This window comes from Microvirga sp. jy35, from assembly GCF_056148915.1.
On the sequence record NZ_JBWBEW010000050.1, the window covers coordinates 1 to 23,474 of the forward strand.

26 protein-coding genes and 1 other RNA gene are annotated in these 23,474 nt (G+C 65.8%); 6 read left to right on the top strand and 21 right to left on the bottom strand.

The genetic code is table 11. The features are described 5' to 3' along the window. The 4 genes from AC0QTX_RS24050 to pal all read right to left on the bottom strand — a co-directional run. Positions 1-551: ATP-dependent metallopeptidase FtsH/Yme1/Tma family protein (locus tag AC0QTX_RS24050; protein WP_474606336.1), on the bottom strand; the 551-nt coding region annotated here is incomplete at its 3' end. Positions 552-695: 144 nt separating this feature from the next. Beyond that, positions 696-1,721, bottom strand: coding sequence for a tRNA lysidine(34) synthetase TilS (tilS, locus tag AC0QTX_RS24055; protein ID WP_474606337.1), 1,026 nt, complete (start codon positions 1,719-1,721; stop codon positions 696-698). Between the two features lie 28 nt (positions 1,722-1,749). After that, positions 1,750-2,736 carry a tol-pal system protein YbgF gene (ybgF, locus tag AC0QTX_RS24060; RefSeq protein ID WP_474606338.1) on the bottom strand — a complete coding sequence of 329 codons (987 nt, stop codon included), beginning with the start codon at positions 2,734-2,736 and terminating at the stop codon, positions 1,750-1,752. Between the two features lie 112 nt (positions 2,737-2,848). Continuing rightward, on the bottom strand, positions 2,849-3,349 hold the full coding sequence (gene pal / locus AC0QTX_RS24065; RefSeq protein ID WP_474606339.1) for a peptidoglycan-associated lipoprotein Pal: 501 nt from the start codon (positions 3,347-3,349) through the stop codon (positions 2,849-2,851). A 249-nt stretch (positions 3,350-3,598) separates the two neighbouring features. Between pal and AC0QTX_RS24070 the strand changes: the two genes are divergently transcribed. Next, entirely contained in the window at positions 3,599-5,116 is a 1,518-nt protein-coding gene (locus tag AC0QTX_RS24070; protein WP_474606340.1) for a phospholipase D-like domain-containing protein, read from the top strand. A 73-nt stretch (positions 5,117-5,189) separates the two neighbouring features. After that, positions 5,190-5,807, top strand: coding sequence for an HdeD family acid-resistance protein (locus tag AC0QTX_RS24075; protein WP_474606341.1), 618 nt, complete (start codon positions 5,190-5,192; stop codon positions 5,805-5,807). A 167-nt stretch (positions 5,808-5,974) separates the two neighbouring features. On the opposite strand, the gene tolB is transcribed toward AC0QTX_RS24075, so the two are convergent. The 4 genes from tolB to tolQ are packed head-to-tail and all read right to left on the bottom strand — an operon-like array spanning position 5,975 to position 9,674. Then, a complete protein-coding gene (gene tolB / locus AC0QTX_RS24080) occupies positions 5,975-7,300 on the bottom strand; it encodes a Tol-Pal system beta propeller repeat protein TolB (RefSeq protein ID WP_474606342.1) in 1,326 nt (441 codons plus the stop codon). Positions 7,301-7,327: 27 nt separating this feature from the next. Next, positions 7,328-8,449: a cell envelope integrity protein TolA gene (gene tolA / locus AC0QTX_RS24085; protein ID WP_474606343.1), complete on the bottom strand. Its 1,122-nt coding sequence runs from the start codon at positions 8,447-8,449 to the stop codon at positions 7,328-7,330. Between the two features lie 28 nt (positions 8,450-8,477). Next, positions 8,478-8,921 (bottom strand): ExbD/TolR family protein, encoded by a 444-nt coding sequence (locus tag AC0QTX_RS24090; protein ID WP_036348222.1) that lies wholly within the window; start codon positions 8,919-8,921, stop codon positions 8,478-8,480. Between the two features lie 12 nt (positions 8,922-8,933). Beyond that, complete coding sequence (gene tolQ / locus AC0QTX_RS24095) at positions 8,934-9,674, bottom strand: protein TolQ (protein ID WP_474606344.1); 741 nt, start codon at positions 9,672-9,674, stop codon at positions 8,934-8,936. Positions 9,675-10,060: 386 nt separating this feature from the next. On the opposite strand from tolQ, the gene AC0QTX_RS24100 reads away from it, so the two are divergent. After that, positions 10,061-10,444: a nuclear transport factor 2 family protein gene (locus AC0QTX_RS24100; RefSeq protein WP_474606345.1), complete on the top strand. Its 384-nt coding sequence runs from the start codon at positions 10,061-10,063 to the stop codon at positions 10,442-10,444. On the opposite strand, the gene ybgC is transcribed toward AC0QTX_RS24100, so the two are convergent. The 13 genes from ybgC to AC0QTX_RS24165 all read right to left on the bottom strand — a co-directional run bounded on the left by ybgC (position 10,441) and on the right by AC0QTX_RS24165 (position 18,828). Beyond that, entirely contained in the window at positions 10,441-10,845 is a 405-nt protein-coding gene (gene ybgC, locus AC0QTX_RS24105) for a tol-pal system-associated acyl-CoA thioesterase (protein WP_474606365.1), read from the bottom strand. The genes AC0QTX_RS24100 and ybgC overlap by 4 nt on opposite strands. Positions 10,846-10,891: 46 nt before the next feature. Then, complete coding sequence (ruvB, locus tag AC0QTX_RS24110; protein WP_474606346.1) at positions 10,892-11,938, bottom strand: Holliday junction branch migration DNA helicase RuvB; 1,047 nt, start codon at positions 11,936-11,938, stop codon at positions 10,892-10,894. Between the two features lie 64 nt (positions 11,939-12,002). After that, the gene (locus tag AC0QTX_RS24115) at positions 12,003-12,437 is read right to left on the bottom strand and encodes a hypothetical protein (protein ID WP_474606347.1); all 435 of its coding nucleotides are present in this window, start codon (positions 12,435-12,437) and stop codon (positions 12,003-12,005) included. A gap of 4 nt (positions 12,438-12,441) precedes the next feature. After that, on the bottom strand, positions 12,442-13,059 hold the full coding sequence (gene ruvA / locus AC0QTX_RS24120) for a Holliday junction branch migration protein RuvA (RefSeq protein ID WP_474606348.1): 618 nt from the start codon (positions 13,057-13,059) through the stop codon (positions 12,442-12,444). A 205-nt stretch (positions 13,060-13,264) separates the two neighbouring features. Beyond that, positions 13,265-13,768: a crossover junction endodeoxyribonuclease RuvC gene (gene ruvC / locus AC0QTX_RS24125; RefSeq protein WP_474606349.1), complete on the bottom strand. Its 504-nt coding sequence runs from the start codon at positions 13,766-13,768 to the stop codon at positions 13,265-13,267. Positions 13,769-13,914: 146 nt separating this feature from the next. After that, a complete protein-coding gene (locus tag AC0QTX_RS24130) occupies positions 13,915-14,661 on the bottom strand; it encodes a YebC/PmpR family DNA-binding transcriptional regulator (RefSeq protein WP_474606350.1) in 747 nt (248 codons plus the stop codon). Between the two features lie 131 nt (positions 14,662-14,792). Then, the gene (locus tag AC0QTX_RS24135) at positions 14,793-15,488 is read right to left on the bottom strand and encodes an exopolysaccharide biosynthesis protein (protein WP_474606351.1); all 696 of its coding nucleotides are present in this window, start codon (positions 15,486-15,488) and stop codon (positions 14,793-14,795) included. 195 nt (positions 15,489-15,683) lie between these two features. After that, complete coding sequence (locus tag AC0QTX_RS24140; RefSeq protein ID WP_474606352.1) at positions 15,684-16,505, bottom strand: TIGR00282 family metallophosphoesterase; 822 nt, start codon at positions 16,503-16,505, stop codon at positions 15,684-15,686. A 10-nt stretch (positions 16,506-16,515) separates the two neighbouring features. Next, a complete protein-coding gene (locus tag AC0QTX_RS24145; RefSeq protein WP_474606353.1) occupies positions 16,516-17,100 on the bottom strand; it encodes a 5-formyltetrahydrofolate cyclo-ligase in 585 nt (194 codons plus the stop codon). Positions 17,101-17,104: 4 nt separating this feature from the next. Then, positions 17,105-17,261: non-coding RNA, 6S RNA (ssrS, locus tag AC0QTX_RS24150), on the bottom strand. Between the two features lie 68 nt (positions 17,262-17,329). Beyond that, positions 17,330-18,103 carry a GNAT family N-acetyltransferase gene (locus AC0QTX_RS24155; RefSeq protein ID WP_474606354.1) on the bottom strand — a complete coding sequence of 258 codons (774 nt, stop codon included), beginning with the start codon at positions 18,101-18,103 and terminating at the stop codon, positions 17,330-17,332. Positions 18,104-18,143: 40 nt separating this feature from the next. Beyond that, positions 18,144-18,527, bottom strand: a complete 384-nt coding sequence (locus AC0QTX_RS24160; RefSeq protein ID WP_474606355.1) for a cell division protein ZapA — start codon at positions 18,525-18,527, stop codon at positions 18,144-18,146. 4 nt (positions 18,528-18,531) lie between these two features. Beyond that, the gene (locus AC0QTX_RS24165; protein ID WP_474606356.1) at positions 18,532-18,828 is read right to left on the bottom strand and encodes a DUF4164 domain-containing protein; all 297 of its coding nucleotides are present in this window, start codon (positions 18,826-18,828) and stop codon (positions 18,532-18,534) included. A gap of 285 nt (positions 18,829-19,113) precedes the next feature. On the opposite strand from AC0QTX_RS24165, the gene tkt reads away from it, so the two are divergent. Genes tkt through AC0QTX_RS24180 form a run of 3 tightly spaced genes read left to right on the top strand, consistent with a single transcriptional unit; the run spans position 19,114 to position 23,306 of the window. Then, complete coding sequence (gene tkt / locus AC0QTX_RS24170; RefSeq protein WP_474606366.1) at positions 19,114-21,048, top strand: transketolase; 1,935 nt, start codon at positions 19,114-19,116, stop codon at positions 21,046-21,048. A gap of 45 nt (positions 21,049-21,093) precedes the next feature. After that, positions 21,094-22,101, top strand: a complete 1,008-nt coding sequence (gene gap / locus AC0QTX_RS24175) for a type I glyceraldehyde-3-phosphate dehydrogenase (RefSeq protein ID WP_474606357.1) — start codon at positions 21,094-21,096, stop codon at positions 22,099-22,101. A gap of 14 nt (positions 22,102-22,115) precedes the next feature. After that, entirely contained in the window at positions 22,116-23,306 is a 1,191-nt protein-coding gene (locus AC0QTX_RS24180) for a phosphoglycerate kinase (protein WP_474606358.1), read from the top strand. Positions 23,307-23,474 lie beyond the last annotated feature (168 nt).

The following is a 23,474-nucleotide window of genomic DNA, read 5'->3' on the forward strand; positions in this document are numbered from 1 at the left end:
AGGCGCTGGAACTTCTGCGGATCGCGCAGAAACTCCACCACCTCCTGCAGATCCTCCTTGGCCTCGTCAATGCCCGCAACGTCGTCAAACGTCACCCGGCCATGGGCCTCAGTCAACAGCTTCGCCTTGGACTTGCCGAAGCCCATGGCCCGGCCTGCGCCGCTCTGCATCTGGCGCGACAGGAACACCCAGGCGCCGATGAAGAGCGCGATGGGCAGGATGTTCATGAGCACCGCGATGAACCAGGGGGTCGAATCCGACTGCGGACGGGCCGTGATCGAGACGCCCTTCTGCTGCAGCTTCGTGACCAGCATCGGGTCGCTCGGCGCGTAGGTCGTGAAGGTACGGCCATCCGTATAGGTGCCGCTGATCTCGGGGCCGGAGATGACCACGCTGGTGATGCGGCCGGCATCGGCCTCGCTGAGAAGCTGGCTATAGGCGATGTCGCTGCCGCCGCCCCGCTGACCGGGGCTCTGGAACAGGGTCACGAGCGCCAGCACAAGGAGGAAGATCACCACCCATAGGGCGAAGTTGCGGAAATTTGAATTCATCTGATCAGGTTCTGCCCCAGAGGGAGAAAAGCACGAGGAGGTCTCCCCGCGCGGCTAAACTCAATGTAGGCACACCGTCCCGCCTTGCCAAGGGAATGCGGCATGCATGCGGCATCATCCGATAGCCTGAGTCAGGAGATTCGGCTAACGGCCCCGATGACGTGGCGGTTCCGGCCCGACGGACACCCGTCCAGCCTGCGTCAGACGCAGGTGGGCACCCGCGATGGTGAGACTCAGCGCCTCTCCCGCTCCCGCGGCCTGCCGCAGGCGCTCCGTGCAGGCCTCGAGCCGGTGAAGACGGCTGTTTTCCAGATCCATGCCGGCCTCCGTCAAAGCCAGCTCCAGCACCCGAACGGCAATTTCGAAGGGCTCGTCCACAAGGGCTCTTGCCTGGAACGACAGGGTCCCGGCTTCGAGAAGCGGTTCGCCGCGGACGAAGGCCTCCCGCGCCTTGAGATCGAGCGCCTCATCCGCCTGGGCAGCCCTCTCCGCCAGGCGGGCCAGGCGCTCGGCGGTGAGCCCCTCCTCGGCCAGCAGGGGCATGAGCCTGCGCCAGCGGACCCGGGCATAGCGCTCGTCCGCATTCGACGGATCGGTGACGAAGCGCCAGCCTTGCTGCCGGCACCGATCGAGCAGAAGTGATTTCGGAATGCCGAGGAGCGGCCGCACGTGGCGGATGCCCAGCCGTTCCGCCTCCCGCCGCATGCCGGCAAGCCCCGACAGGCCCGAGCCGCGCGAGAGCCGCATCATCACCGTCTCGGCCTGATCGTCCAGGGTATGGGCGGTGACGAGGTGGGAGGCTCCCTGCTGACGGGCATGCGCGACGAGAAGGCGGTAGCGCGCCTTCCGGGCCGCCTCCTGGATCCCGGCCCCGGGCTTGTCGCCGGTCCAGAGCAGGGTCTTGTGCGGCAGTCCCAAGGCGGCGGCTTCGCGCGCCACGAAAGCGGCCTCATCGGCAGCCTCGGGCCGCAGGCCGTGATCCACGGTCGCAACGAGAATGGGAGGATTTCGGCCGCTGGAAGCCCAGCGGGCGAGGCTCTGCATGAGAGCCATCGAATCCGGCCCGCCTGATACGGCTGCCAGGACGCCTGAGCCTTGGTTCAGAGAAGAAAAAAGACGCTCGAGCCCTTCATCCGAGAGCGGATCATCGGGGGGCGAAACCGGGGCCACGGGACAGGCCTCACGAAGTGTCAGCGGATCAGCTGCACTTGATCCGCTTCTGCTCGCGCTCCGAGGCCTGGCGGACGGGAGCGGAGGCCTGCGGGTACTTGCGGTCGAGTTCGGAGAAGACCGCGCAGGCGCGATCCTTGGCGCCAAGCCCGTTCAGGGAGATGCCGAGCCGCAGCAGGGCATCGGGGGCCTTCGGGGTGTCCGGATGCTCGGCCGAAACGTTCAGGAAATGCTCCGCGGCCTCGCGATACCGGTTGCGCATGAGATAGGTCTCGCCCAGCCAGAACGTGGCTTCCGGCACGAGGCGGTCGCGAGGGTTGGACTGCAGGAAGCGGCGAAAGCCCATCTCGGCCTGGTCGTATTGCTTCTGGGTGAAGGACGCGTAGGCCGTATCGAAATCCCCACGGGGATTGCCCACGCTCGTCGCCGCCACGCTGGGGTTGGCGCGCTCGGTGATGGCGCCCTGGGGCAGGGCCAGCTGGTCGTCGGCATGCTGGTCGAGCGGTGCGCCCTCGGCGTCATCCTGCTCGATCAGCTCCCCGATCCCGGCAAGCTGACCGCGCGGGAGCGGCATCGGACGGCCGGCATCGGCTTGCGCGAGAGGCGCCGATGGCGGGGCCGAGCCGAGCGGACGGGGCGCGCCGGGTGCATCGGGCGCTGCCGATGGGTCGAACACGTCGCTCCGGCGCTGCGGCTGGGCCGGCGCCGGCTGCGCCGGGGGCGGGGCTGGACGCGAAGGAGTTGCTGTGGAGGGTGCAGGAGCGGGCCTGGAACCGCCGCCACGGCTCTCCTGGAACCGGAACTCCACATCCTCCTGGAACTTGCGCAGCTGCTCCTTGAGCTGTCGGTTCTCGTACTGGAGCTGCTCCATCTGACCGGACAGCTGACGGAACTGGCTCTCGAGCCGGTTCAGGCGCACGATCGCATCCGCGGCGTCTTGCGCGGCGGCAGGGAGAACCGAAGTGGCGGCCAAGGCCAAGGCAAAGGCGAAAAAGACAAACAGGCGTCGGAACATGCTGGGAATACCGTAAGGATCCAGGACGGAGGGGCCGATAACACAAAAGCGCCGCCACGGCGAGATTGTGGCGGCGCTCTGCGATTTCACGAGGGCTTGAAGCGCTGGGGCTTTATGCCCCGGCGCCGTTGCCGAGCACCGTCACCGCGCGCCGGTTCTGCGACCAGCAGGAGATGTCGTTGCAGACCGCCACCGGGCGCTCCTTGCCGTAGGACACGGTCCTGAAGCGGTTGCCCGGAATGCCGCGGGAGATCAGGTAGTCGCGGACGACCTGGGAACGGCGGGCGGAGAGCGAGAAGTTGTACTCGCGGGTGCCGCGCTCGTCCGCATGGCCTTCGAGGATGAAGGCGTATTGCGGGTAGCGCTGCAGCCATTGGGCCTGCTTGTCGAGGGTTGCCACGGCGGTGGGGGTCAGATCGGTCGAATCGGTCTCGAAGAACACGCGGTCGCCCACGTTGACAACGAAATCCTGGGCGCTGCCAGGGGTGGCGGCGCCACCGGCTCCGAAACCGCCGGCTCCGCCAGCCATCTCATCTTTGTTGGACGAACACGCCGCCGCCCCGAGGGCGAGGACGAGTGCAGCGGCGAACTTGACGGCGCGCAACGTCATCATTGGCAATACTCCTTACACATACGTTTGCCGAACGTTGTGTCTTTCATATCGGGGGGATGGTTAAGGGAGGGTTCCGTCAACCTTGAGGAGAGGCTCCGGATCAATGGGAATTATGGCCAAGTTGTGGAAGTTGGGGTTAGGGTTAACGAGGCGTAAATGATAGGTGGCATGCGCCGGCGGCATGTTCCGTTAGGGAGCCTGAATGAAGCTAGGCTGCTGCCGATTGCCTATCTCACGCGTTGAGAGGTCATGAATATCGTGACGACCCCACCCGGCACCCTTGGACAGCCCTACCGCAAGGCTCTCGACGACCTGCGTCTGGAGCGGGCTTTCGCGCGCATCGCCGACAGCGACCTGCGGCACGGCAATGCAGTGGCGCTGCTCAGAGACTCGCGGGAGAACTATCCGGCCTGGCTCGAGGCGATCCGCTCGGCCCGGACGGCCATCCATTTCGAGAACTTCATCGTCGCCGATGACGAGACCGGCCGCGAATTCGCCGATGCCCTGATGGAGCGGGCGCTTGCCGGCGTGCGGGTCAGGGTGCTCTACGACTGGCTTGGCTCCTCCGCTCGCGCCCTGCCCTCTTACTGGCGGCGCATGCGCGAGGCCGGGGTGCAGGCCAAGGTGTTCAACCCGCCCCGGCTGACGGACCCGCTCTGGATCCGCCGCGACCACCGCAAGCTGATCACGGTCGATGGGCGCATCGGCTTCGTGTCGGGCCTGTGCATTTCGGACAACTGGGTCGGCAAGAACGGCCATGAGCCCTGGCGCGACACGGGGATCTCCGTGCAGGGCCCGCTCGTCGCCGATCTCGATGCCGCTTTCGCCGAGAGCTGGTCGCTTGCCGGCATGCAGGCGATTCCGAAATCCGAGCTGCCCCATGCGGACCTGATTCCACCGGCAGGCTCCGTCGCGGCCCGGCTGATCAGCGGCGAGCCCGGCATGTTCCGCACCTACCGGGTCGACCAGTTCATCGCGGCCACCGCGCAGCGCAATCTCTGGCTCACCGATGCCTACTTCGTCGCCACGACCTCCTACGTGCAGGCCCTCGGCGAGGCCGCGCGCGATGGCGTCGACGTGCGCATCCTCGTGCCCGGATCGAGCGACGTTCCGGCGCTGCAGCCGGTGGTGCGGGCGGGCTACCGCTCCCTGATCGAGGCCGGTGTCCGCGTCTTCGAATGGAACGGCACCATGCTCCACGCCAAGACCGCCGTGGCGGACGGGCGCTGGGCGCGGGTGGGCTCCACCAACCTGAATCTGGCGAGTTGGGCCACCAACTGGGAGCTCGACGTGGTGGTCGAGGATACGGGCTTCGCCGAGGCCATGGAGGCCATGTATCTGGAGGATCTCGCCAACGCGACGGAGATCGTCCCCGGCTGGCAGTCCCGTCGCCGGCAGGCCAGGAACATGCGGTCCCGCCGCGGCCACCGCTACACCAAAGGCGGCGTGCGCAGGCTCGCTGCCGGCGCCCTGGCACTCTCCAGTGCCGTGAGCAAGGCGGTTGGGTCCGGATCGCGCTCGCTCACGGCCACGGAAGCCCGCAGCATCGCCATCATCGGCTCCGTGTTTCTGGCCCTCGCCGCGCTGATTACGTTCTTTCCGGTCGTCATCATCTCGCCGGTGGTCATCGCTCTTGTCTGGTTCGGCCTCGCGCTCCTCATCCGCGCCTTCCGCCTCAAGCGGCGGGTGCGCCTGAGACGCCGCAAGCTTGCGCTGCGGCGAAGACTTGCCAGGGCCCGGGAGAATGAGGCCTCCCCAGGGGAATAAAAGGAAACCGGTGGTCAAGCTTGGCGTTGACCTGACGCAGGGCAGACGCATCCCGACTGGCGAGGAGACTCCCATGGCATCAGGCACCCCCGGTTCTACTCATTCCGTCGACCGCATCCACTCCATGAGTTCGCTTCTGGCGCAGAACTGGTGGGCCGTGGCCCTGCGCGGCGTGTTCGCGATCATCTTCGCGCTCATCGCCTTCCTGTCACCGGGCGCGACGATCCTGTCCTTCGTGCTGTTCTTCTCGGCCTACATGCTGGTCGACGGCGTGTTCGGCATCGTCTCGGGAATCAGGGCCGCATCCAACAACCAGCGCTGGGGCCTGCTGATCCTGGAGGGCATCCTCAACATCCTGGTCGGCATCATCGCCTTCATCATGCCGGGGCTGACGGTGCTGTTCTTCGTCACCCTGGTGGCGGTTTGGTCGCTGATCACCGGCGTATTGATGGTCGTGGCCGCCTTCAAGCTCAATCCCGAATACGGCCGCGGCTGGCTGATCTTCAGCGGCATCGTGTCGGTTCTGTTCGGCATCGCGCTCCTGATCGCGCCGCTCATCGGCGCCGTAGTGCTGACCTGGTGGCTCGGCGCCTATGCGCTCGTTTTCGGCATCGGCCTTCTGGTGCTCGCCTTCAAGCTCCGGCGTTGGAAGGACAGTTCCACAGGCAGTGCTGGTACGCTGCGGGCCTAGGACGGAAAGTTCGCTTGCAGGATAGAGCGCAATTTCCCTCCCCCTTGTGGGGAGGGGTGGTCGCGGCAGCGACCGGGGTGGGGGTGCCGGCGCCAGACCTTCTGAGGTGATCGCTTACACCCCACCTCCAACTCCTCCCCACAAGGGAGAGGAGGGCAGGTTGAGTTTTACCGGCTCTCGCTCAGCAGCGGCGACCAGGTCGGGTCGGACGCGAAGGACGGGGTCGGGACGGGCTGCTCCACGCGGCCGGTGATGTCGACCATGTAGAGCTTGCCGCCGGCCTGTCCGCCGGGATCGCGGAAGAACAGGATGTACTGGCCGTTGGGCGCCCAAGTCGGGCTCTCGTTGTGGAAGCCTTCCGTGAGGATCCGCTCGCCCGAGCCGTCCGGCTTCATGATGCCGATGGCAAAACCGCCGGCGCGCTGCTTGGTGAAGGCGATGTAGTCGCCCCGCGGCGACCAGGCCGGCTGCGAGTAGGAGCCGTCGCCGAAGGAGATGCGGCGCTGGTCAGAGCCGTCCACGTTCATCACGTAGATCTGTTGCTTGCCGCCCCGGTCGCTCTCGAACACGATCTGCTTCCCGTCCGGCGAGAAGGACGGCGAGGTGTCGATGGCGGGCGTCGAGGTCAGACGCGTTGTGGCCTGGGAGCCCAGGTTCATCATGAAGATGTTGGCATTGCCGCCCTGCTGCAGGCTCATGACGATGCGACTTCCTTCGGGGCCGAAGCGCGGCGAGGATGCCATGTCGGGGAAGTTGCCGAGCACCTGGCGCGAGCCGGTCTCCAGGTTGATCACCTGAACGCGCGGCTGCTGGCCTTCGACCTGGGACATGTAGGTGATGTCCTGCGTGGCCGGCGAATAGCGTGGGGCCACGACGGAGGTATCGCCTTGGGTCAGGTAGCGCACGTTCGCACCGTCCTGGTCCATGATGGCGAGGCGCTTGCGGCGGTTCTCCTTCGGGCCCGACTCATCGACGAACACCATGCGCGTGTCGAAGAAGCCGCCGAAGCCCGTGATCTTGGTGTAGACCGCGTCCGAAATGATGTGGCCGACCCGGCGCCAGAAGTTGGCATCCGTCACGTATTGCTGACCGGTGAGTTGCTGGCCCGTCTCGATGTCCCACAGGCGGAACTCGGCGCGCAGGCGCCCCGAGGGATCGCGCGAAATGCGGCCGGTCACGAGCGCCTGGGCGCCCGCCGACTTCCAGGCATCGAAGCGCGGCGCGGCGTCGAAGGACGGGCGCTCGGGAAAGCGCGATTTGTCCAGCGGCGCGAAATAGCCCGAGCGCTGCAGGTTGTTGCTGATGATGCCGGACACGCGCTGCCCCATGTCGCCCTCGCCGGAGAAATCGGCGACGGCAATCGGCATGGGCTGGAACTGCCCGCCGGGGCCGACCCGGAACGAGAGCTGTGCCTGGGCTGAGGGAACAAGCGCCACCATCGGCAGGACGACAGCCAGCGCGACGAGAAGACGGGATATGAAACGAGTGATCATGGGATGCTGTCTCAAGCTTGAACGGCTTTAAGAGAGAGGAGGATCGAACTGGACGTTCAGGATCTTCCAGTCCGCGTAATACGGAACGAATTTCGCCGGAATCTCGAACTGGCGGCACTTGCGGATGGCCCTGACGGCCGCATCCGCCACCGCGCGATCCGTCGACGAGCTTCCGGCCTGAAGGACCCGCGGGTCGGTGCTGAGCGAGCCGTCCTGGTTCAGGCGGATGTCGAGAACCGGCGCCGTTACCTGCCCGCCGGACGCGGCGATCGGTGCGCTGTAGCAGCGCTCGATCTGCGATACGAGAATGCCGATGAGGGCGTCGCGCAGGCTCGGACTGAGCTTGGCTGCCGATCCCGTCGCGGTGCCGAGGGAGGCGGTCTTCTGGACCTCCGCGCCGGTCGCGCCAGTGGACTGGCTCCTGTCCTTGCTGTCGAGGAACTGCTTGAGGTCGCCCATGTCGAGCTTCTTGGCGACCTGGGCTTCCTTGCGCGCCTTGGCTTCGGCCTCTTCCTTGGCCTTGGCTTCTGCGAGCTTCTTCGCCTCGGCTTCAGCCTTTGCCTTCGCGTCGGCCTCGGCCTTCGCTTTGGCTTCGGCGACCTTCTTGGCCTCGGCCTCGGCCTTGGCTTTCGCCTCCGCCTGCGCTTTTGCCTTGGCCTCAGCCTCGACCTTGGCCAGCTCTGCGGCCTTGGCCTTCTCGATGGCCTCGGCTTCGGCCTTCTCCCGCAGCTGCTTTTCCTCCGCGGCCTTGGCCTCGGCGGCCTTGTCTTCCTGCGAGCGGGTCGGCGGCGCGGGCGGCGGAGGCTGGGCGGCCACCGGCTCTTCCTTGTCGGCAACCTTCATTTCGGCCGGGCGCTTCGGCGGGGCCGGCGCATCGCGCTTGTCCTCGCCGGGATCCTTCAACTCGGTCTTGTCAGCCACGCGCTCGGCCCGGGGCTTGGGCTGCGGCGCCTTGGCGTTGGTCTCGCCCTTTGTGATCTGGGAGAGCTGGGCATCGGTGATGACCTCGACCGGGATGCCTTCCTGCGCTTCGGGAAATTCGGCCACCGAAGACAGGCCGATCATGGCAGCCGTCAGCAGCGCCGCATGCGCGACGCCCGAGACCCAGAAGCCCGGCTCAGAAGTGCTGAATTTCAGCTTCAACGCCACGTGTGTTTGCCCCTTGCTCTCAATCGGCTCAGCGCTGGTCGATCTCAGTCACGAGGGCGACGCGCTTGTAGCCGGCCGTGGTCACGATCGACATCACCTGGGCGACGCGTCCGTAATCGACCTTCTTGTCGCCGCGCACGAAGACCCGCTCGTCGAAGCCAGCCTTCGACACTTCCGCGAGCTTGCCGACGATGGCTTCGTCCGTCAGTTCCGCCTCGCCGAGGAAGACCTGGCCGTTGGCCTTGATCGACAAGGTCACCGGCGTCGAATCGGAATTGAGCGGTGCCGCCTTGGTCTGCGGCAGATCAAGCGGCACGCCGGCGGTCATCATGGGTGCCGCCACCATGAAGATGATGAGCAGCACGAGCATGACGTCGATGAACGGCGTCATGTTGATCTCGTTGATCACGCCCGCCTGCCGGGAGCGCCTGCGGCGGCGTCCGCCTCCTGCCGATCCTGCCATCATGGCCATGCCAGATCTCCCTTAAGCCGCATTGGCGGGAGAGCGGCCCGCATGACCGATGCGCTCATCCACCTGACGGGACAGGATGGCCGAGAACTCGTCGGCGAAGCCCTCCAGCCGCGACTGGAGCTTGCCCACTTCCGAGTTGAGCTTGTTGTAGGCCAGCACCGCCGGAATGGCCGCGAAGAGGCCGATGGCCGTGGCAAACAGCGCCTCGGCGATGCCGGGGGCAACGACCGCAAGGCTCGTGTTCTTGGAGGCGGCGATCGACGTGAAGGAATTCATGATGCCCACCACCGTGCCGAAGAGACCGATATAAGGCCCGGCCGAGCCGATGGAGGCGAGCACCGTCAGGCGGGCGTTGAGCCGCTCCACCTCGCGCTGGATGGTCACGTCGAGCACCTTGTCGATGCGCTGCGGCAGGGTCTGGAACGAGCGGCCCGAGCCCTCGAAGGCGCGCTTCCACTCCCGCATGGCAGCGACGAAGACGGCAGCCAGGCCCGTGGCCGGACGGCTCTGGAGGTTGCGGTAGAGCTCCTCAAGGGACTGGCCGGACCAGAATACGTCCTCGAACCGGTCCATGGCGCGCTTGGTGCGGCTGTAGAGCAGGGTCTTGTCGACGATGATGGCCCAGCACCAGACCGAGGCCGCGAGCAGGCCGATCATCACGAGCTTGACGATGAAATGGGCCTGCCAGAACAGGCCAAAGAAGGACAGGTCGTGGGCCACAGGGGCGGCCTGGGCCACATCAGCCGGATTCATAATCTCTCGTCCTCGCTCTTCGAGCAGCCTTGAGTCGCCTCGAGGCCCGCGGCAGATTGGTCTAGGAAAACTTGTTTCTGTATCACAGCTGGTTCGCCCCCGAATCTGTCGAAAATAAGGGCAGCCGACCGATGAGCCTCAGATCGTCCCGGACCGTTACCTGTTAGGCACAGAGTAAGGTTAAGGTCTGGTTTAAGTGCGGCTGCCGCAAGGCGGAATTATCTGAAATTGATGTAGAATTCTGGCCGGTATGCGGCCCAGGCAGTGCTCGTGGCGTCTCTGCCGATAGGGAGCATCGATTGAGATCCACCATGGCCATTTGCCTTGCGGCGAAGCTCTGCCGTAATACTATCCTCCAGCGATCATGAGACGAAGTGAAGGTTGCCATGGTGGGATATCAGATTGATCCAACCGAGGTCGTGCGCAGGCAGCTTGAGGCCTACAACGCGAAGGACATCGATGCCTTCATGAGCTTCTGGGCCGAGGACGCGCAATTCTTCGCCTTTCCGTCGGAGCTCCTGGCTCAGGGCGCGGGGCAGATCCGCGAGCGCCATGTGGCCCGCTTTCAGGAGCCAAACCTCTTCGCGCAGCTCATCAGCCGCACGAATGTCGGCAATCTGGTGGTCGACAGGGAGGTCGTGACCCGCACCTTTCCGAACGGCCCCGGTCGCGTGGATGTGATCGGGATCTACGAGGTCGAAGGCGAAAAGATCATGAAAGCTTGGTTCAGGACGGGTACGCCTGTGCTCGACGGGCCGTCGCAGGCCTAGGGCGTCGTCAGCGCCGCCCGCAGCTCGTCCGGTATCCGCACGGCCCGCCCTCCCCTGACGGCCGCGACCATGACGTCGGCCGTCACCAGCACCTCGTCGCCGCGCCGGACCTCCTGGGCCAGCGTCATCGAGGCGCCGCGCATCTCCTTGGGGCGGGTCACGATGGTGAGCACGTCGTCCATGACGGCGCCGCCGAGAAAATCGATATTCATTTTGCGAACCACGAAGGCGAGGCCGTCCATGCTCGCGTGAAGTTCCGACTGCGCCACCTCGACCGCCCGCAGCAGCTCCGTGCGCCCGCGCTCCATGAAGCGGAGATAGCTGGCGTGATACACGCGGGCTGAGAAATCCGTATCTTCGTAATAGACGCGGATGGGCAGGATATGAGCGCCGTCCTGCATGAAGCCGGAGAGGTGGGAGCCGACCACACCTCCCTGATCGCGCCGCTCACTCATCCGCATCCCCGCCGAACAGCCCGAACTGTGCCGCGGTCTCGCGGGTCGGCTCGGGGATGCCGAGGTGCTTGAAGGCGTGGGGGGTGAGGATGCGGCCGCGCGGGGTGCGCTGCACGAAGCCCTTCTGGATGAGATACGGCTCGATGATGTCCTCGATGGCGTCGCGCGGCTCGGAGAGCGCTGCGGCAATCGTCTCGATGCCCACGGGGCCGCCGCCGAAGGAGCCCGCGATCATGGTCAGGTACTTGCGGTCCATGAGGTCGAGGCCGATGGGGTCCACGTCGAGGAGGCGCAGGGACTTGTCCGCAAGGTCGCGGGAGACGGTCTGCACGCCCTCCACAATGGCGAAATCCCTCACCCGGCGCAGGAGGCGGCCGGCGATGCGCGGCGTGCCGCGGGAGCGGCGGGCGATCTCGTTGGCGCCCTCCTCGCTCATGCCTAAGCCCAACACCCGGGCGCCGCGACGCACGATCAGCTCGAGCTCGTCCACAGTGTAGAACTCGAGCCGGATCGGGATGCCGAAGCGGTCGCGCAACGGCGTGGTGAGCAGGCCCGCCCGGGTGGTGGCGCCGACCAGGGTGAATTTCGGCAGCTCGATCTTCACCGAGCGGGCCGCCGGGCCCTCGCCGATGATCAGGTCGAGCTGGTAATCCTCCATGGCCGGATAGAGGATTTCCTCCACGGCCGGATTGAGGCGGTGGATCTCGTCGATGAAGAGCACGTCGCGCTCTTCGAGGTTGGTGAGCTGCGCCGCGAGATCGCCCGCCTTGGCGATCACCGGGCCGGAGGTCGAGCGGAAATTGACCCCGAGTTCGCGGGCGACGATCTGGGCCAGCGTGGTCTTGCCGAGGCCCGGAGGGCCGACGAAGAGCACGTGGTCGAGAGCATCGCCGCGCGCCTTGGCGGCATTGATGAAGATCTGGAGGTTGGCCCGCGCGGCCTTCTGGCCCGTGAAATCGTCGAGCGACAGCGGCCGGATCGATGCATCGACATCGTCCTCGCGCTTTTCGGGGCTGATCAGGCGGCGGGAATCGGTCAAAGAGGCTTACCTTCCAAAGGCCTCATATAGGCGTTTTGCGTGTCATACGCCATCTTTAACAAGATCAAAACAGGAACATTCGGGACTTCTGCCCCACAGTGGCTCTCGGTCGAGCAAGCCTTTTGCTGGACCACCAGCAAACCAGGGTCGGGACGAGACACGTAAGGACATAGACGGTGATCGCCTCGCCACCGAGGCTGTAAAGACTTCCTCCCAAGATCAGAGCCAAAGACAGGGCAAAGAAGCTTCCAACTCCCATGCCGATCAGCATCACCCAAAGCCATTCATGAGAAGTTTGCCTGACCTGGAGTTGTCGGACGGCAAATGCGGCCATCAGTGCAGGTATGACCCCATAGAGGTAGGCCAGTGGCAATCCTGGCAGCGCCGTCAATATCAAGTCACTTGGATAAGGCATTTCACTCAGGCCAATGACGGCTCCCAGAGCCGTTGCGAAACCTATCAAGGGTCCCAAGATCGCAAAAATGAGCCAGTGCACCATGCCCTCACCGCGCCAGTTCCCGCAGCCCCAACCGGATCAGAGTCTTCGCCTCGGCCTCATCACCCGCCTGCTTCATGGCGGCGGCCACCGCTGCGGAGGCCTGGATCTGCGGATAGCCGAGATTGACCAGGGCCGAGATGGCGTCCGTCACCGGGGCCGGCGCGCTCCTGTCCTCCACCGCGCCGGTGAGGCGGATGAGGGCCGGGTCGACGGCGGCGAAGGCCGGGGCCTTGTCTTTAAGCTCTGAAACGATGCGTTGGGCGAGCTTGGGGCCGACGCCGGGACCGCGGGCCACGGACGCCTTGTCGCCGGTGGCGATCGCCGTGGCGAGGCTGCCGGGGTCGAGCACGGAGAGGATGCCCAGCGCCACCTTGGATCCCACGCCCTGGACCGACTGGAGCAGGCGGAACCACTCGCGCTCCGAGTCCGACCGGAAACCGAAGAGGCGGATCATGTCCTCGCGCACGTGGGTCTCGATGGACAGAGTAGCCGCCTCGCCGGTGGGCGGCAGGTTCTGGAGGGTGCGGGAGGAGCAGTGGACCACGTAGCCGACCCCGTGCACGTCGAGGATCACGAAATCCTCGCCGTAGGAATCCACCGTGCCTTTGAGTTTGCCGATCACGTCAGTCCTTGCTCCCGATAACCCTCCTCCCCCTTGTGGGGAGGAGTTGGAGGTGGGGGTGCCGGCGCTGCGCTGGTTCAATCCGGCGCAGGCACCCCCACCCTGGCCCTCCCCACAAGGGGGAGGGAAACATGCGCTCTACTTGTCTGGGCAATCCCGGATCGGCTCACGCTGTCCAGAATAGCGCTTGTGCTTCTGTATCAAATTAATAGCTCGCCGCCAAAGCGCGGGCCTTGCGCTGGTGGGCATGGGCAATGGCGATGGCAAGCGCGTCGGCGGCGTCGGCCTTCTTGAAGTCGGCCTTGGGCAGGAGGATCTTGATCATGGCCTGGACCTGGTTCTTATCGGCATGACCGACGCCCACCACGGTCTTCTTCACCTGGTTGGCGCCGTATTCCGCCACCGGCAGCCCATGGAGGGCCGGGACCAGCAGGGACATGGCGCGGGCCTGGCCGAGCTTGAGGGTCGCCTGGGCGTCCTTGTTGACGAAGGTCTCCTCGACGGAGACCTCGTCGGGGGTCCAGGTCCGGATCACGTCCGTCAGCCGGTCGTGGAGCTGCTTGAGGCGCAGCGCCAGTTCGAGGTCGCCATCCGAGGTCACGACCCCGCAGGCCACAAAGGAAAGCTTCGTCCCCTCGACGGTGATGACGCCCCAACCCGTGTTGCGCAGGCCGGGATCGAGGCCGAGGATGCGGACGCGCTCAGTCACAGAATAAACCCTCTCCCCGTAGCGGGAGAGGGTGGCCCTCGCATTTGCGAGGGTCGGGAGAGGGGCAGTATTGAATGCCCGCTACTCCCCTCTCCCGGCTCACATTCGTTCGCCACCCTCTCCCGCTACGGGGAGAGGGTTAAGATTTACCCCGCCATCTTCTGCATCAGGGCATCGGACAGCTCGAAGTTGCCGTAGACGTTCTGAACGTCGTCGTGCTCCTCCAGGGACTCCATGAGCTTCATCAGCTTCTCGCCGGTCTCGTCGTCCACGGCAACCGGGGTCTGGGGCTTCCAGACCAGCTTGGACGCCTTGGGCTCGCCGAACTTGTCCTCGAGTGCCTTGGTCACCTCGTTGAGGGTGCCCTGGTCGCAATAGACCTCGTGGCCGTTCTCGCTCGAGGCCACGTCGTCGGCGCCCGCGTCGATGGCGGCTTCCAGCATGGCGTCGGCATCCGCCACCTCGGGGCCGAACTCGATGTAGCCGACCCGGTCGAACATGAAGGAGACCGCGCCGGTCTCGGCCAGGTTGCCGCCGCTCTTGGTGAAGTAGGAGCGGATATCGGAGGCCGTGCGGTTGCGGTTGTCGGTCATGGCCTCGACGATGATGGCAGCACCCCCGGGGCCGTAGCCCTCGTAGCGGATCTCGTCGTAGTTCTCCGCGTCGCCGCCGGAAGCCTTGTTGATGGCGCGCTGGATGTTGTCCTTGGGCATGTTCTCGGCGCGGGCGGCCAGGATCGCGGCGCGCAGGCGCGGGTTCATGGCGGGATCGGGCATGCCCATCTTGGCCGCCACGGTGATTTCGCGGGCGAGCTTGGAAAACACCTTGGACCGCACCGCGTCCACCTTGCCCTTGCGGTGCATGATATTCTTGAACTGTGAATGCCCGGCCATCGGGGCCTCCGGATGTTCGGCCGAGAGCCGCTTCCCTGGGAAGCGCCCGTCAGGCCGGAGAAGTTGACGATGGCAGGCTTATAAGGCGGCGAAGGGCTTGAGGCAAAGCCCTCTTGCTCGGCTCCCGAAAACTAGAACCCGAGCCAGCCCGGCAGGTTATGGATGGCGGCCAGGATAAGGTGGTAGGAGGCCCCCAGGATCGTCACCGTATAGGCCAGACCCGCCAGGCCGATGAGATAACCGGCGAGCAACAGATAGCCGTCCTCCTCCATCACGGCGATGGATGCGATGACGAGGGCGATGGAGGGCGGGAAGTTGGTGCCCGGGAACGGGATCAGGACCGACACGGCCACCAGAAAGGCGAAGAGCCCCACCAGCCGGTCGCCCAGGGGGCCGAAGAGCTGGAGCAATCGGGGCTTGCAGAAGCTTTCGAGCTTCTGGAGCCTGGGCTCCGCGATGTCGATGAGGCGCTTGAATTTCGCGACGGACACCGTCTGCCGCAGGATGAAGCCCGGCAGCCAGGGGCGCTTGTGGCCCAGCATCATCTGGATGCCGAAGATGAGCACGGGGGTGCCGACGATGCCGGCGATGCCAGGGACGTTGGGGACGCAGTTCGGCAGGGAGAACAGGATCAGCACGAAGCCGAAGGCGCGCTCGCCGAAGGCCTCGATGATCTCACCGATCGAGATCGTCTCGCCTTTGGCCTCGTCGATCACGGCCCGCAGGACGGCCGACGCGCTCAGGTGCTCGTGCGCCTGGTGAAACTCGCTCGTCTGCCGATAGACGTTGATCCTGCCGGTCCTGGTCGTCTTCGTGTCTGCGTCCACCGATCACCTCCGTGGCAGGAGAGATGGGAACGGCAACGCTCCACGCCAAGGGACCTGCGCCCTCTCCCCTATGCGGGAGAGGGTGACCTGCGCAGCAGGTTGGGAGAGGGGCCGCGTTCGTTTGATGACTTCCCCTCTCCCGGCTCACTTTCGTTCGCCACCTTCTCCCGCATAGGGGAGAGGGAAATCCCGCGCTCAATCCCAGAAGCGCGGCCAGGTCTCTTCCAGGTTCGGTCCGAGGCGGACAGCCGCCACGCGCTTGGCCAAACCGGTGCGATCGTCCGTCTCGACGGCAATGCCGGAGAGCGTCCCCTCCCCGAGGGCCGGCTCCATGCGGGGGCCTGGAGTCTTCTGGAGGAAGCGGCGAATCGATTCCTCCTTCTGCATGCCGAGCACGGAATCGTAGTCGCCGCACATGCCCGCGTCCGACATGTAGGCCGTGCCGCCGGGCAGGACCCGGTGATCGGCCGTGGGCACATGGGTATGGGTGCCCACCACCAGGCTCGCCCGCCCGTCGAAGTAGTGGCCCATGGCCTCCTTCTCGCTCGTCGCCTCCGCATGCACGTCGACGATGACCGCATCGGCCACCTGACCCATGGGGCAGGTTTCGAGCTCCCGCTCGACCGCCGCGAACGGATCGTCCAGCGGGTCCATGTAGAGGCGGCCCATGACGTTGACCACGAGAACCCGGTGGCCGGAGCGGGTGTCGATGAGGTTGGCGCCGCGTCCCGGCGTGCCTGACGGGTAGTTCACAGGCCGCAGGAGCCGGGGCTGGCGTTCGATGAAGACGAGCGTCTCGCGCTGGTCCCAGGAATGGTTGCCCAGCGTGATCGCATCGGCGCCGGCATTCAGGATTTCGTCGCAGATCGCCTCGTTGATGCCGAACCCCCCGGCGGAGTTCTCGCCGTTGATGACCACGCAGTCGAGCTGCCAGCGGTCGCGAAGGCCCGGCAGGCGCTCGATCACCGCATTGCGGCCGGGCCGCCCGACGATGTCGCCGAGGAAGAGAAGACGCATGATCAAGTCCCTACGCGGATTTGGTCCGAATGAGTTCGGCCTCGGTGATGATGACGTCGAGAAGCCGGTCGTGGGGTTCGACTGGAACCTCGTCGATCTCCTGAACCGCATAAGCCAGGCCGATGGTCAAGGTGGGATGCTGCTCTTCCAGCGCCGCGATGGCCCGGTCGAAATGCCCCTTGCCGTAGCCGATGCGCCCTCCCCGGCGGTCGAAGGCGACGAGGGGCACGAGCAGCGCTTTCGGAAAGACCTCCGGCGCGTCAGGCCCGGGCTCGCGCACGCCGAACCCGCCCTTGACCAGCACGTCGCCGGGCTGCCAGAGGCGCCAGCTCAGATGAGGATGAAGAATCTGCGAGAGGGCCACGTCCTGCCCGCGCTCGAGCAGCGCCTCCATGAGCGGACGCGGGTCGACCTCGGTGCGGATCGGCCAATAGCCGCCCACCGGCGTCACGTCTTGAAGATCGGGGAGGTCGAGGGCTTGGGCCATGATGCGTTGCGCCGCCGCATGGCGAAATTCTTTATCGAGCCCGTCGCGACGGGCGAACCCCTCACTGCGAAGCCGCTCTTTCAGTTCGGGAGGGGGAAGAGATGTCATTAGGTGCGGAGCCACGAAAAGCCGTCGGAGAAGCGATCCCGGGAACCTACAAAGTAGGTGGGCGCCGTATGTTCCGGTCCACGGACCGGGCAGGGACAGCTCCCATTGGGATCGATAAGGCCCCGGGGAATATGAACTCCTAACGCGCCCCGCAGCCCCGCCTTTCCTATGTAGGGATTGAGACGCGCCGGGGGAAGGGGAAAAGTGACGGGCAGGCGAGATCTTTCCGTCAGCCGTCCCGCCTGCGGTAGTGGTAGCGGTAGACCTCGCGGTCGAAGCCCATGCCCCGATACAGGGCTCTTGCGGGAGCATTCTCCGCCACCACCGCCAGGCAGGCCCCGGTAGCGCCGCAGCGCTCCTGCGCCCAGTTCAGAACGGCCGCGACAGCCTTTCTGGCCAAGCTCTGCCGTCTGAGGGCAGGATCGGTCACGACCGAGTTCACGCAGACGAGCCCGTCGTGGAACGCCCCATAGGCAAGAGTGCCGAGACGCCCATCGTCGCGCCGAACGGCCGTGAAGGCCGCAGGGATGGACAGGCTGCTGAGGATCCTGGCGTGATTGTCCCGTACGGTCTCGCTCTGCTCGTGGAGCAGAGCAAGGGCGTCCAGCCAGGCCTTCCCGGGGAATCCCTCCTCCAGAACGACGTCACCGGCTGGCTCGAGCGGGGTTCCGGCGAAGTCCTTGAACAGAACGCAGCTTTCATCCTCCGGCGGACCGTAGCCCCTGGCATCAAGAGCCAGGCTCAAGGCAGGATCGGCCGTGGAGGGAATACAGAAGATCGTCGGCTGCCCCTGGGCGGTGTAGACGGTCTCGCAGTAGCGGATCTTGTGGTCGAGCGGCAAAGCTCCAGGTGAGAGCAGGTTCACGGAGTTCGTCCGCCGCGTGTGCCCGTTCGCCAGCCGGATCAGCCAGCCGTCGTACACCACTTCGCGCAGGGCCGGCCAGCCGTTCAGGCAGGCCTCCTCGACCCGCTTGGCAAGGTGAATGTCCGAGAGAGGCTTCATCCCTCAATGAGAGCAGAACACCTGCGAAATCGCAACAGGATCACCTGGGACCCGCCTCAACCTGTCCTGCCCCGTTCAGGCTGCGGGCTATATCCTCGATCCGCTCGGCTGCCTTCTGCAGGCCTTCGGCGAGCCTTGCCTCGATCCGTTCGAGGCGCTCGTCCCGTGAGACGTTGACGCTGTTGAGCATAGCCACCTCCTCGGCAAGCGCGGCGACCCGCCGTTTCATTTCGTGCAGCTCGTCCGCCTGGGCAATGGCCGCCATGACATGGAGGCGAAGGTCGTCGACCTGGCCGAAGGTGGCGCGCATCTCCTCGATTCTGGAGCTGTAAGAGGCCGCCAGCCCCTCGAGGTGTCGCTCCTCGCCCTCGGCGCAGGCGATCCGGTAGGTCTTGCCGGCAATGGTCACCGTCACCTGGGACATGCCTTCAGCCTTCCTCGGGTTCGAATTGCCCGGCCTGGGCCAGAACGGTCTCCACGGCCCCGATGGCCTGGCGGACCCGCCGGCTCACATCGTCCGTGGCGGCCTCGAAGCGGTGCAGGCGGGTGAGGGCCCCGTCGAGTTCCACTGCCAGGCGGGCCCGGTCGTCCTGCATCAGCTGGAGTTCGGTCTCCAGGCCGCCGCGGCGGCGGTCTGCCTCCAGGCGGCGGGAAACCGATGCCTCGAGGAGGCCCAGAGCCATGTCCAGCCGCTTCATCGCTTCGTCGAGAGTGGGCGCCATCATGCCTCCGTGAATCGGGCATGAGACTAGCGCATCGTGCGGAAAAGTGGACCCGGTATTCCGCGAAGGACGATGTGCCCATTCGAGTAAGGAGCAGCGGTCCGGAAGGGGATTACACCCCTTCGAGCCTTTGACTCGCCTTAGCCGCGTGATAAGGAGCCCACGCCTTTTCCAGACAGACCGCCCCGTTGCGGGGCCCTCAAGACTGTGGATCACGCCGTGCTCAATACCGTCTCCGCCGATCGCGTCACCCATTCCGATCTGGCGAACGCCGTGCGCGTCCTCGCCATGGACGCCGTCGAACAAGCCAAATCCGGCCATCCCGGCCTGCCCATGGGGGCCGCCGATATCGCCACGGTGCTGTTCACCAAGTTCCTGAAATACGATGCCGCCGACCCGACCTGGCCCGACCGCGACCGGTTCATCCTGTCGGCCGGCCACGGCTCGATGCTGCTCTATTCCCTGCTGCACCTCACAGGCGTAAAGGGCATGACGGTCGAGGAGCTGAAGAACTTCCGCAAGCTCGACTCCAAGACCCCGGGCCATCCTGAGAACTTCATGACCCCTGGCGTCGAGACCACCACCGGGCCCCTCGGCCAGGGCATCGCCACGGCGGTGGGCTTCGCCCTCGCCGAGCGCATGCTGAACGCCGAGTACGGGGACAACCTCGTCGACCACTTCACCTACGTGCTCGCCTCCGACGGCGACCTGATGGAGGGCATCAGCCAAGAGGCTATCGCGCTCGCCGGCCACCTGAAGCTGAACCGCATGATCGTCCTTTGGGACGACAACGAGATCTCCATCGACGGTCCCCTGTCGCTCTCCGACTCCGTCGATCAGGTGAAGCGCTTCCAGGCCTGCGGCTGGAACGCCGTGCGCGTGGACGGCCATGACGAGAAGGCGATCCAGCGCGCCATTTCCCGCGCCCAGAAGTCGGACCGCCCGACGCTCATCGCCTGCAAGACCGTCATCGGCTACGGCGCCCCGAAGAAGGCCGGCACCTCCAAGGCCCATGGCGAGCCCCTCGGTGCCGAGGAGCTGGCCGGCGCCAAGGCGGCGCTCGGCTGGAGCCACGCGCCTTTCGAGATACCGGAGAACATCCGCAGCGCCTGGGCGAAAGCCGGCAAGAAGGGCAGCCGCCAGCGCAAGGCCTGGAGCGACCGCCTGAAGGCTCTGCCCGCCGACAGGCGCGCCGAGTTCGAGCGCCGCGTCAAGGGCGTGCGCCCTGAAGGCCTGTCCGATGCGGTTGCCAAGCTGAAGGACCGGCTGGTGGCCGAGCCGCAGAACGTCGCCACCCGCAAGGCCAGCGAGATCGCCCTGGAGGTCATCACCGAGGCCGTGCCGGAGCTGGTGCTGGGCTCGGCGGATCTCACGCCGTCCAACAACACCAAGACCAAGAACCTCAACGCCATCTCGCCGGGCAACTACGCCGGCCGCTACATCCATTACGGCATCCGCGAACACGGCATGGCTGCGGCCATGAACGGCATCGCGCTCCACGGCGGCTACGTGCCGGCCGGCGCGACCTTCCTGGTCTTCACCGACTATGCCCGTCCCGCCATGCGCATCGCGGCGCTGGCCGGCATTCCGGCCGTCTACGTGATGACCCACGACTCGATCGGGCTGGGCGAGGACGGCCCGACCCACCAGCCGGTGGAGCATCTGGCGGCCCTGCGCTCCATGCCGAAGATGCGCGTGTTCCGCCCCGCCGATGCAGTCGAGACCGCCGAGTGCTGGCAGATGGCGCTCGAGCGCACGAACGGCCCGAGCACCCTTGCACTGACCCGCCAGAACCTGCCGCAGGTCCGCAAGGAATCCGGCCAGGGCAACCTCTCGGCCACAGGCGCCTACGAGCTCTCGCCCGCCAACGGCAAGGCCCGCGCCACCCTCTTCGCATCGGGTTCCGAGGTGGAGATCGCGCTCGCGGCTCAGAAGCTTCTGGATGAACAAAGCTTCGCCGTTCGCGTTGTGTCCGTACCCTCGCTCGACCTGTTCCTGGCCCAGCCCGAAAAAGTCCGCGCCCAGATCATCGGCGATGCGCCGGTCAAGGTTGCGGTGGAGGCGGCCGTGCGCTTCGGCTGGGATTCGGTCATCGGGCCGGACGGAATTTTCGTCGGCATGCATGGGTTTGGCGCCAGCGCGCCCTACAAGGACCTTTACAAGCACTTCGGCATCACCGCCGAGGCGATCGCGGAGAAGGTTCTCCGGACACATAATCTCTGAGGCTCGACAAGAACTGAGGCCTCGTTACGCAAGGGAGCTAAAGCTATGACGGTGAAGGTCGCGATCAACGGGTTCGGTCGCATCGGACGCAACATCCTCCGCGGCATCGTGGAAAGCGGCCGCAAGGACATCGAGGTGGTGGCCATCAACGATCTCGGCCCGGTCGAGACGAACGCTCACCTGCTCCGCTTCGACTCCGTCCATGGCCGCTTCCCGGCGGACGTCGCGGTCGATGGCGAATTTCTCGTCATCAACGGCCAGAAGATCCGGGTCACGGCCATCAAGGATCCGGCGACCCTGCCGCACCGGGAGCTCGGCGTCGACATCGCCATGGAATGCACCGGCATCTTCACCTCCAAGGAAAAGGCCTCGGCGCATCTGACCGCCGGCGCCAAGCGCGTCATCGTCTCGGCTCCTGCCGATGGCGCCGATCTGACGGTCGTCTACGGGGTCAACCACGACAAGCTGACCAAGGACCACGTGGTCATCTCGAACGCCTCCTGCACCACGAACTGCCTCGCCCCGGTGGCGAAGGTGCTTCACGATGCGGTCGGGATCGAGAAGGGCTTCATGACCACGATCCACTCGTACACGAACGACCAGCCGACCCTCGATCAGATGCACAAGGACCTGTACCGCGCCCGCGCGGCGGCCCTGAACATGATCCCGACCTCCACCGGCGCCGCCAAGGCCGTGGGTCTCGTGCTGCCGGAGCTCAACGGCAAGCTCGACGGCTCGTCGATCCGCGTGCCGACCCCGAACGTCTCCGTGGTCGACTTCAAGTTCGTGGCCAAGAAGGCGACGACCAAGGAGGAGATCAACGAGGCAATCAGGCGCGCCGCCGCGCAGGAGCTGAAGGGCGTCCTCGGCGTCACGGACCAGCCCAACGTCTCGTCGGACTTCAACCACGATCCGCACTCCTCAGTGTTCCATCTGGACCAGACCAAGGTCATGGAAGGCAATTTCGTGCGCGTGCTGTCCTGGTACGACAACGAGTGGGGCTTCTCGAACCGCATGGCGGACACCGCCGTCGCCATGGCGAAGCTCATCTAAGGGAGGCTGCCTCAATGACCGCCTTCCGCACGCTCGATCAGGCCGACGTCAAGGGAAAACGCGTTCTCGTCCGGGTGGACCTCAACGTCCCCATGGAGAACGGCAGGATCACGGACGCGACGCGCATCGAGCGCGTCCTGCCCACCATCCGGGAAATCGCCGACAAGGGCGGGAAGGTGATCCTTCTGGCCCATTTCGGCCGCCCGAAGGGACGCGATCCCAAAGAATCCCTGAAGCCGGTTGCGGAAGCGGTCGCCAGCCACCTCGGCAAGCCGGTTGCCTTCGCCGACGACTGCATCGGCGAGGCAGCCAGCAGCGCCGTCGAAGCCCTGAAGGACGGCGACGTGCTCCTCCTCGAAAACACCCGCTTCCATGCGGGCGAGGAGAAGAACGATCCTGCCTTCGTTGAGGCCCTTGCGAAGCTCGGCGACCTCTATGTCAACGACGCCTTCTCGGCGGCTCACCGCGCGCACGCCTCCACCGAGGGCCTCGCCCGCGTGCTGCCCGGCTATGCCGGCCGCACCATGCAGGCGGAGCTCGACGCCCTGACCAAGGGCCTGGAAGCGCCCAAGCGTCCGGTGGTCGCCATCGTGGGCGGCGCCAAGGTCTCCACCAAGATCGATCTGCTCGAGAACCTCGTGTCCAAGGTGGACGCCCTCGTGATCGGCGGCGGCATGGCCAACACCTTCGTGCACGCCGCGGGTCTCGGCATCGGCAAGTCCCTGGCCGAGAAGGACCTCGCCGCCACCGCCATGCGCATCATCGAGAAGGCGCGCGAGGCCAACTGCGCCATCATCCTGCCCGTCGACGGCGTCTGCGCCTACGAGTTCAAGGCGGGAGCCCACAACCACACCTACGGCATCGATGCGATCCCCGAGGATCAGATGATCCTCGATGTCGGCTCGCAGTCGGTCGAGCGCGTCAATTCGGCCATCAACGATGCGGCGACGCTGGTCTGGAACGGTCCGCTCGGCGCCTTCGAGATCGCCCCCTTCGATCAGGGCACGGTCGCGGCCGCCCGCCATGCGGCCCAGCGCACCAAGGAAGGCAAGCTTGTGTCGGTCGCCGGCGGCGGCGACACCGTGGCGGCCCTCAACCATGCGGGCGTTGCGGACGATTTCACCTATGTCTCGACGGCTGGCGGCGCCTTCCTCGAATGGCTCGAGGGCAAGTCGCTCCCGGGCGTGGAAGCTCTGAGAGCCTGAGGCCCGAGCCGGCGGAGTGGGTACCCACTCCGCTAGGCGACAAGCGGCCCCTGTTTCCACTTGCACGATGCGCTCCCGAAACGTGGATCATCGGATTGATCCCAAAAGTGGAATCCACTTTTGGATCCGATGCTCTAGATGGCTTAAGCTGAGGTTCAGCTTCTGCGC

What these genes read in the sequence shown, in the direction of transcription:
- ybgF (WP_474606338.1), bottom strand. Translation starts at nt 2,736, where the DNA reads ATGTTCCGACGCCTGTTTGTCTTTTTCGCCTTTGCCTTGGCCTTGGCC.
- pal (WP_474606339.1), bottom strand. Translation starts at nt 3,349, where the DNA reads ATGATGACGTTGCGCGCCGTCAAGTTCGCCGCTGCACTCGTCCTCGCC.
- AC0QTX_RS24070 (WP_474606340.1), top strand. Translation starts at nt 3,599, where the DNA reads ATGAATATCGTGACGACCCCACCCGGCACCCTTGGACAGCCCTACCGC.
- AC0QTX_RS24075 (WP_474606341.1), top strand. Translation starts at nt 5,190, where the DNA reads ATGGCATCAGGCACCCCCGGTTCTACTCATTCCGTCGACCGCATCCAC.
- tolB (WP_474606342.1), bottom strand. Translation starts at nt 7,300, where the DNA reads ATGATCACTCGTTTCATATCCCGTCTTCTCGTCGCGCTGGCTGTCGTC.
- AC0QTX_RS24090 (WP_036348222.1), bottom strand. Translation starts at nt 8,921, where the DNA reads ATGGCCATGATGGCAGGATCGGCAGGAGGCGGACGCCGCCGCAGGCGC.
- tolQ (WP_474606344.1), bottom strand. Translation starts at nt 9,674, where the DNA reads ATGAATCCGGCTGATGTGGCCCAGGCCGCCCCTGTGGCCCACGACCTG.
- AC0QTX_RS24100 (WP_474606345.1), top strand. Translation starts at nt 10,061, where the DNA reads ATGGTGGGATATCAGATTGATCCAACCGAGGTCGTGCGCAGGCAGCTT.
- ybgC (WP_474606365.1), bottom strand. Translation starts at nt 10,845, where the DNA reads ATGCAGGACGGCGCTCATATCCTGCCCATCCGCGTCTATTACGAAGAT.
- AC0QTX_RS24115 (WP_474606347.1), bottom strand. Translation starts at nt 12,437, where the DNA reads ATGGTGCACTGGCTCATTTTTGCGATCTTGGGACCCTTGATAGGTTTC.
- AC0QTX_RS24130 (WP_474606350.1), bottom strand. Translation starts at nt 14,661, where the DNA reads ATGGCCGGGCATTCACAGTTCAAGAATATCATGCACCGCAAGGGCAAG.
- AC0QTX_RS24140 (WP_474606352.1), bottom strand. Translation starts at nt 16,505, where the DNA reads ATGCGTCTTCTCTTCCTCGGCGACATCGTCGGGCGGCCCGGCCGCAAT.
- AC0QTX_RS24145 (WP_474606353.1), bottom strand. Translation starts at nt 17,100, where the DNA reads ATGACATCTCTTCCCCCTCCCGAACTGAAAGAGCGGCTTCGCAGTGAG.
- AC0QTX_RS24155 (WP_474606354.1), bottom strand. Translation starts at nt 18,103, where the DNA reads ATGAAGCCTCTCTCGGACATTCACCTTGCCAAGCGGGTCGAGGAGGCC.
- AC0QTX_RS24160 (WP_474606355.1), bottom strand. Translation starts at nt 18,527, where the DNA reads ATGTCCCAGGTGACGGTGACCATTGCCGGCAAGACCTACCGGATCGCC.
- AC0QTX_RS24165 (WP_474606356.1), bottom strand. Translation starts at nt 18,828, where the DNA reads ATGATGGCGCCCACTCTCGACGAAGCGATGAAGCGGCTGGACATGGCT.
- tkt (WP_474606366.1), top strand. Translation starts at nt 19,114, where the DNA reads ATGGACGCCGTCGAACAAGCCAAATCCGGCCATCCCGGCCTGCCCATG.
- gap (WP_474606357.1), top strand. Translation starts at nt 21,094, where the DNA reads ATGACGGTGAAGGTCGCGATCAACGGGTTCGGTCGCATCGGACGCAAC.
- AC0QTX_RS24180 (WP_474606358.1), top strand. Translation starts at nt 22,116, where the DNA reads ATGACCGCCTTCCGCACGCTCGATCAGGCCGACGTCAAGGGAAAACGC.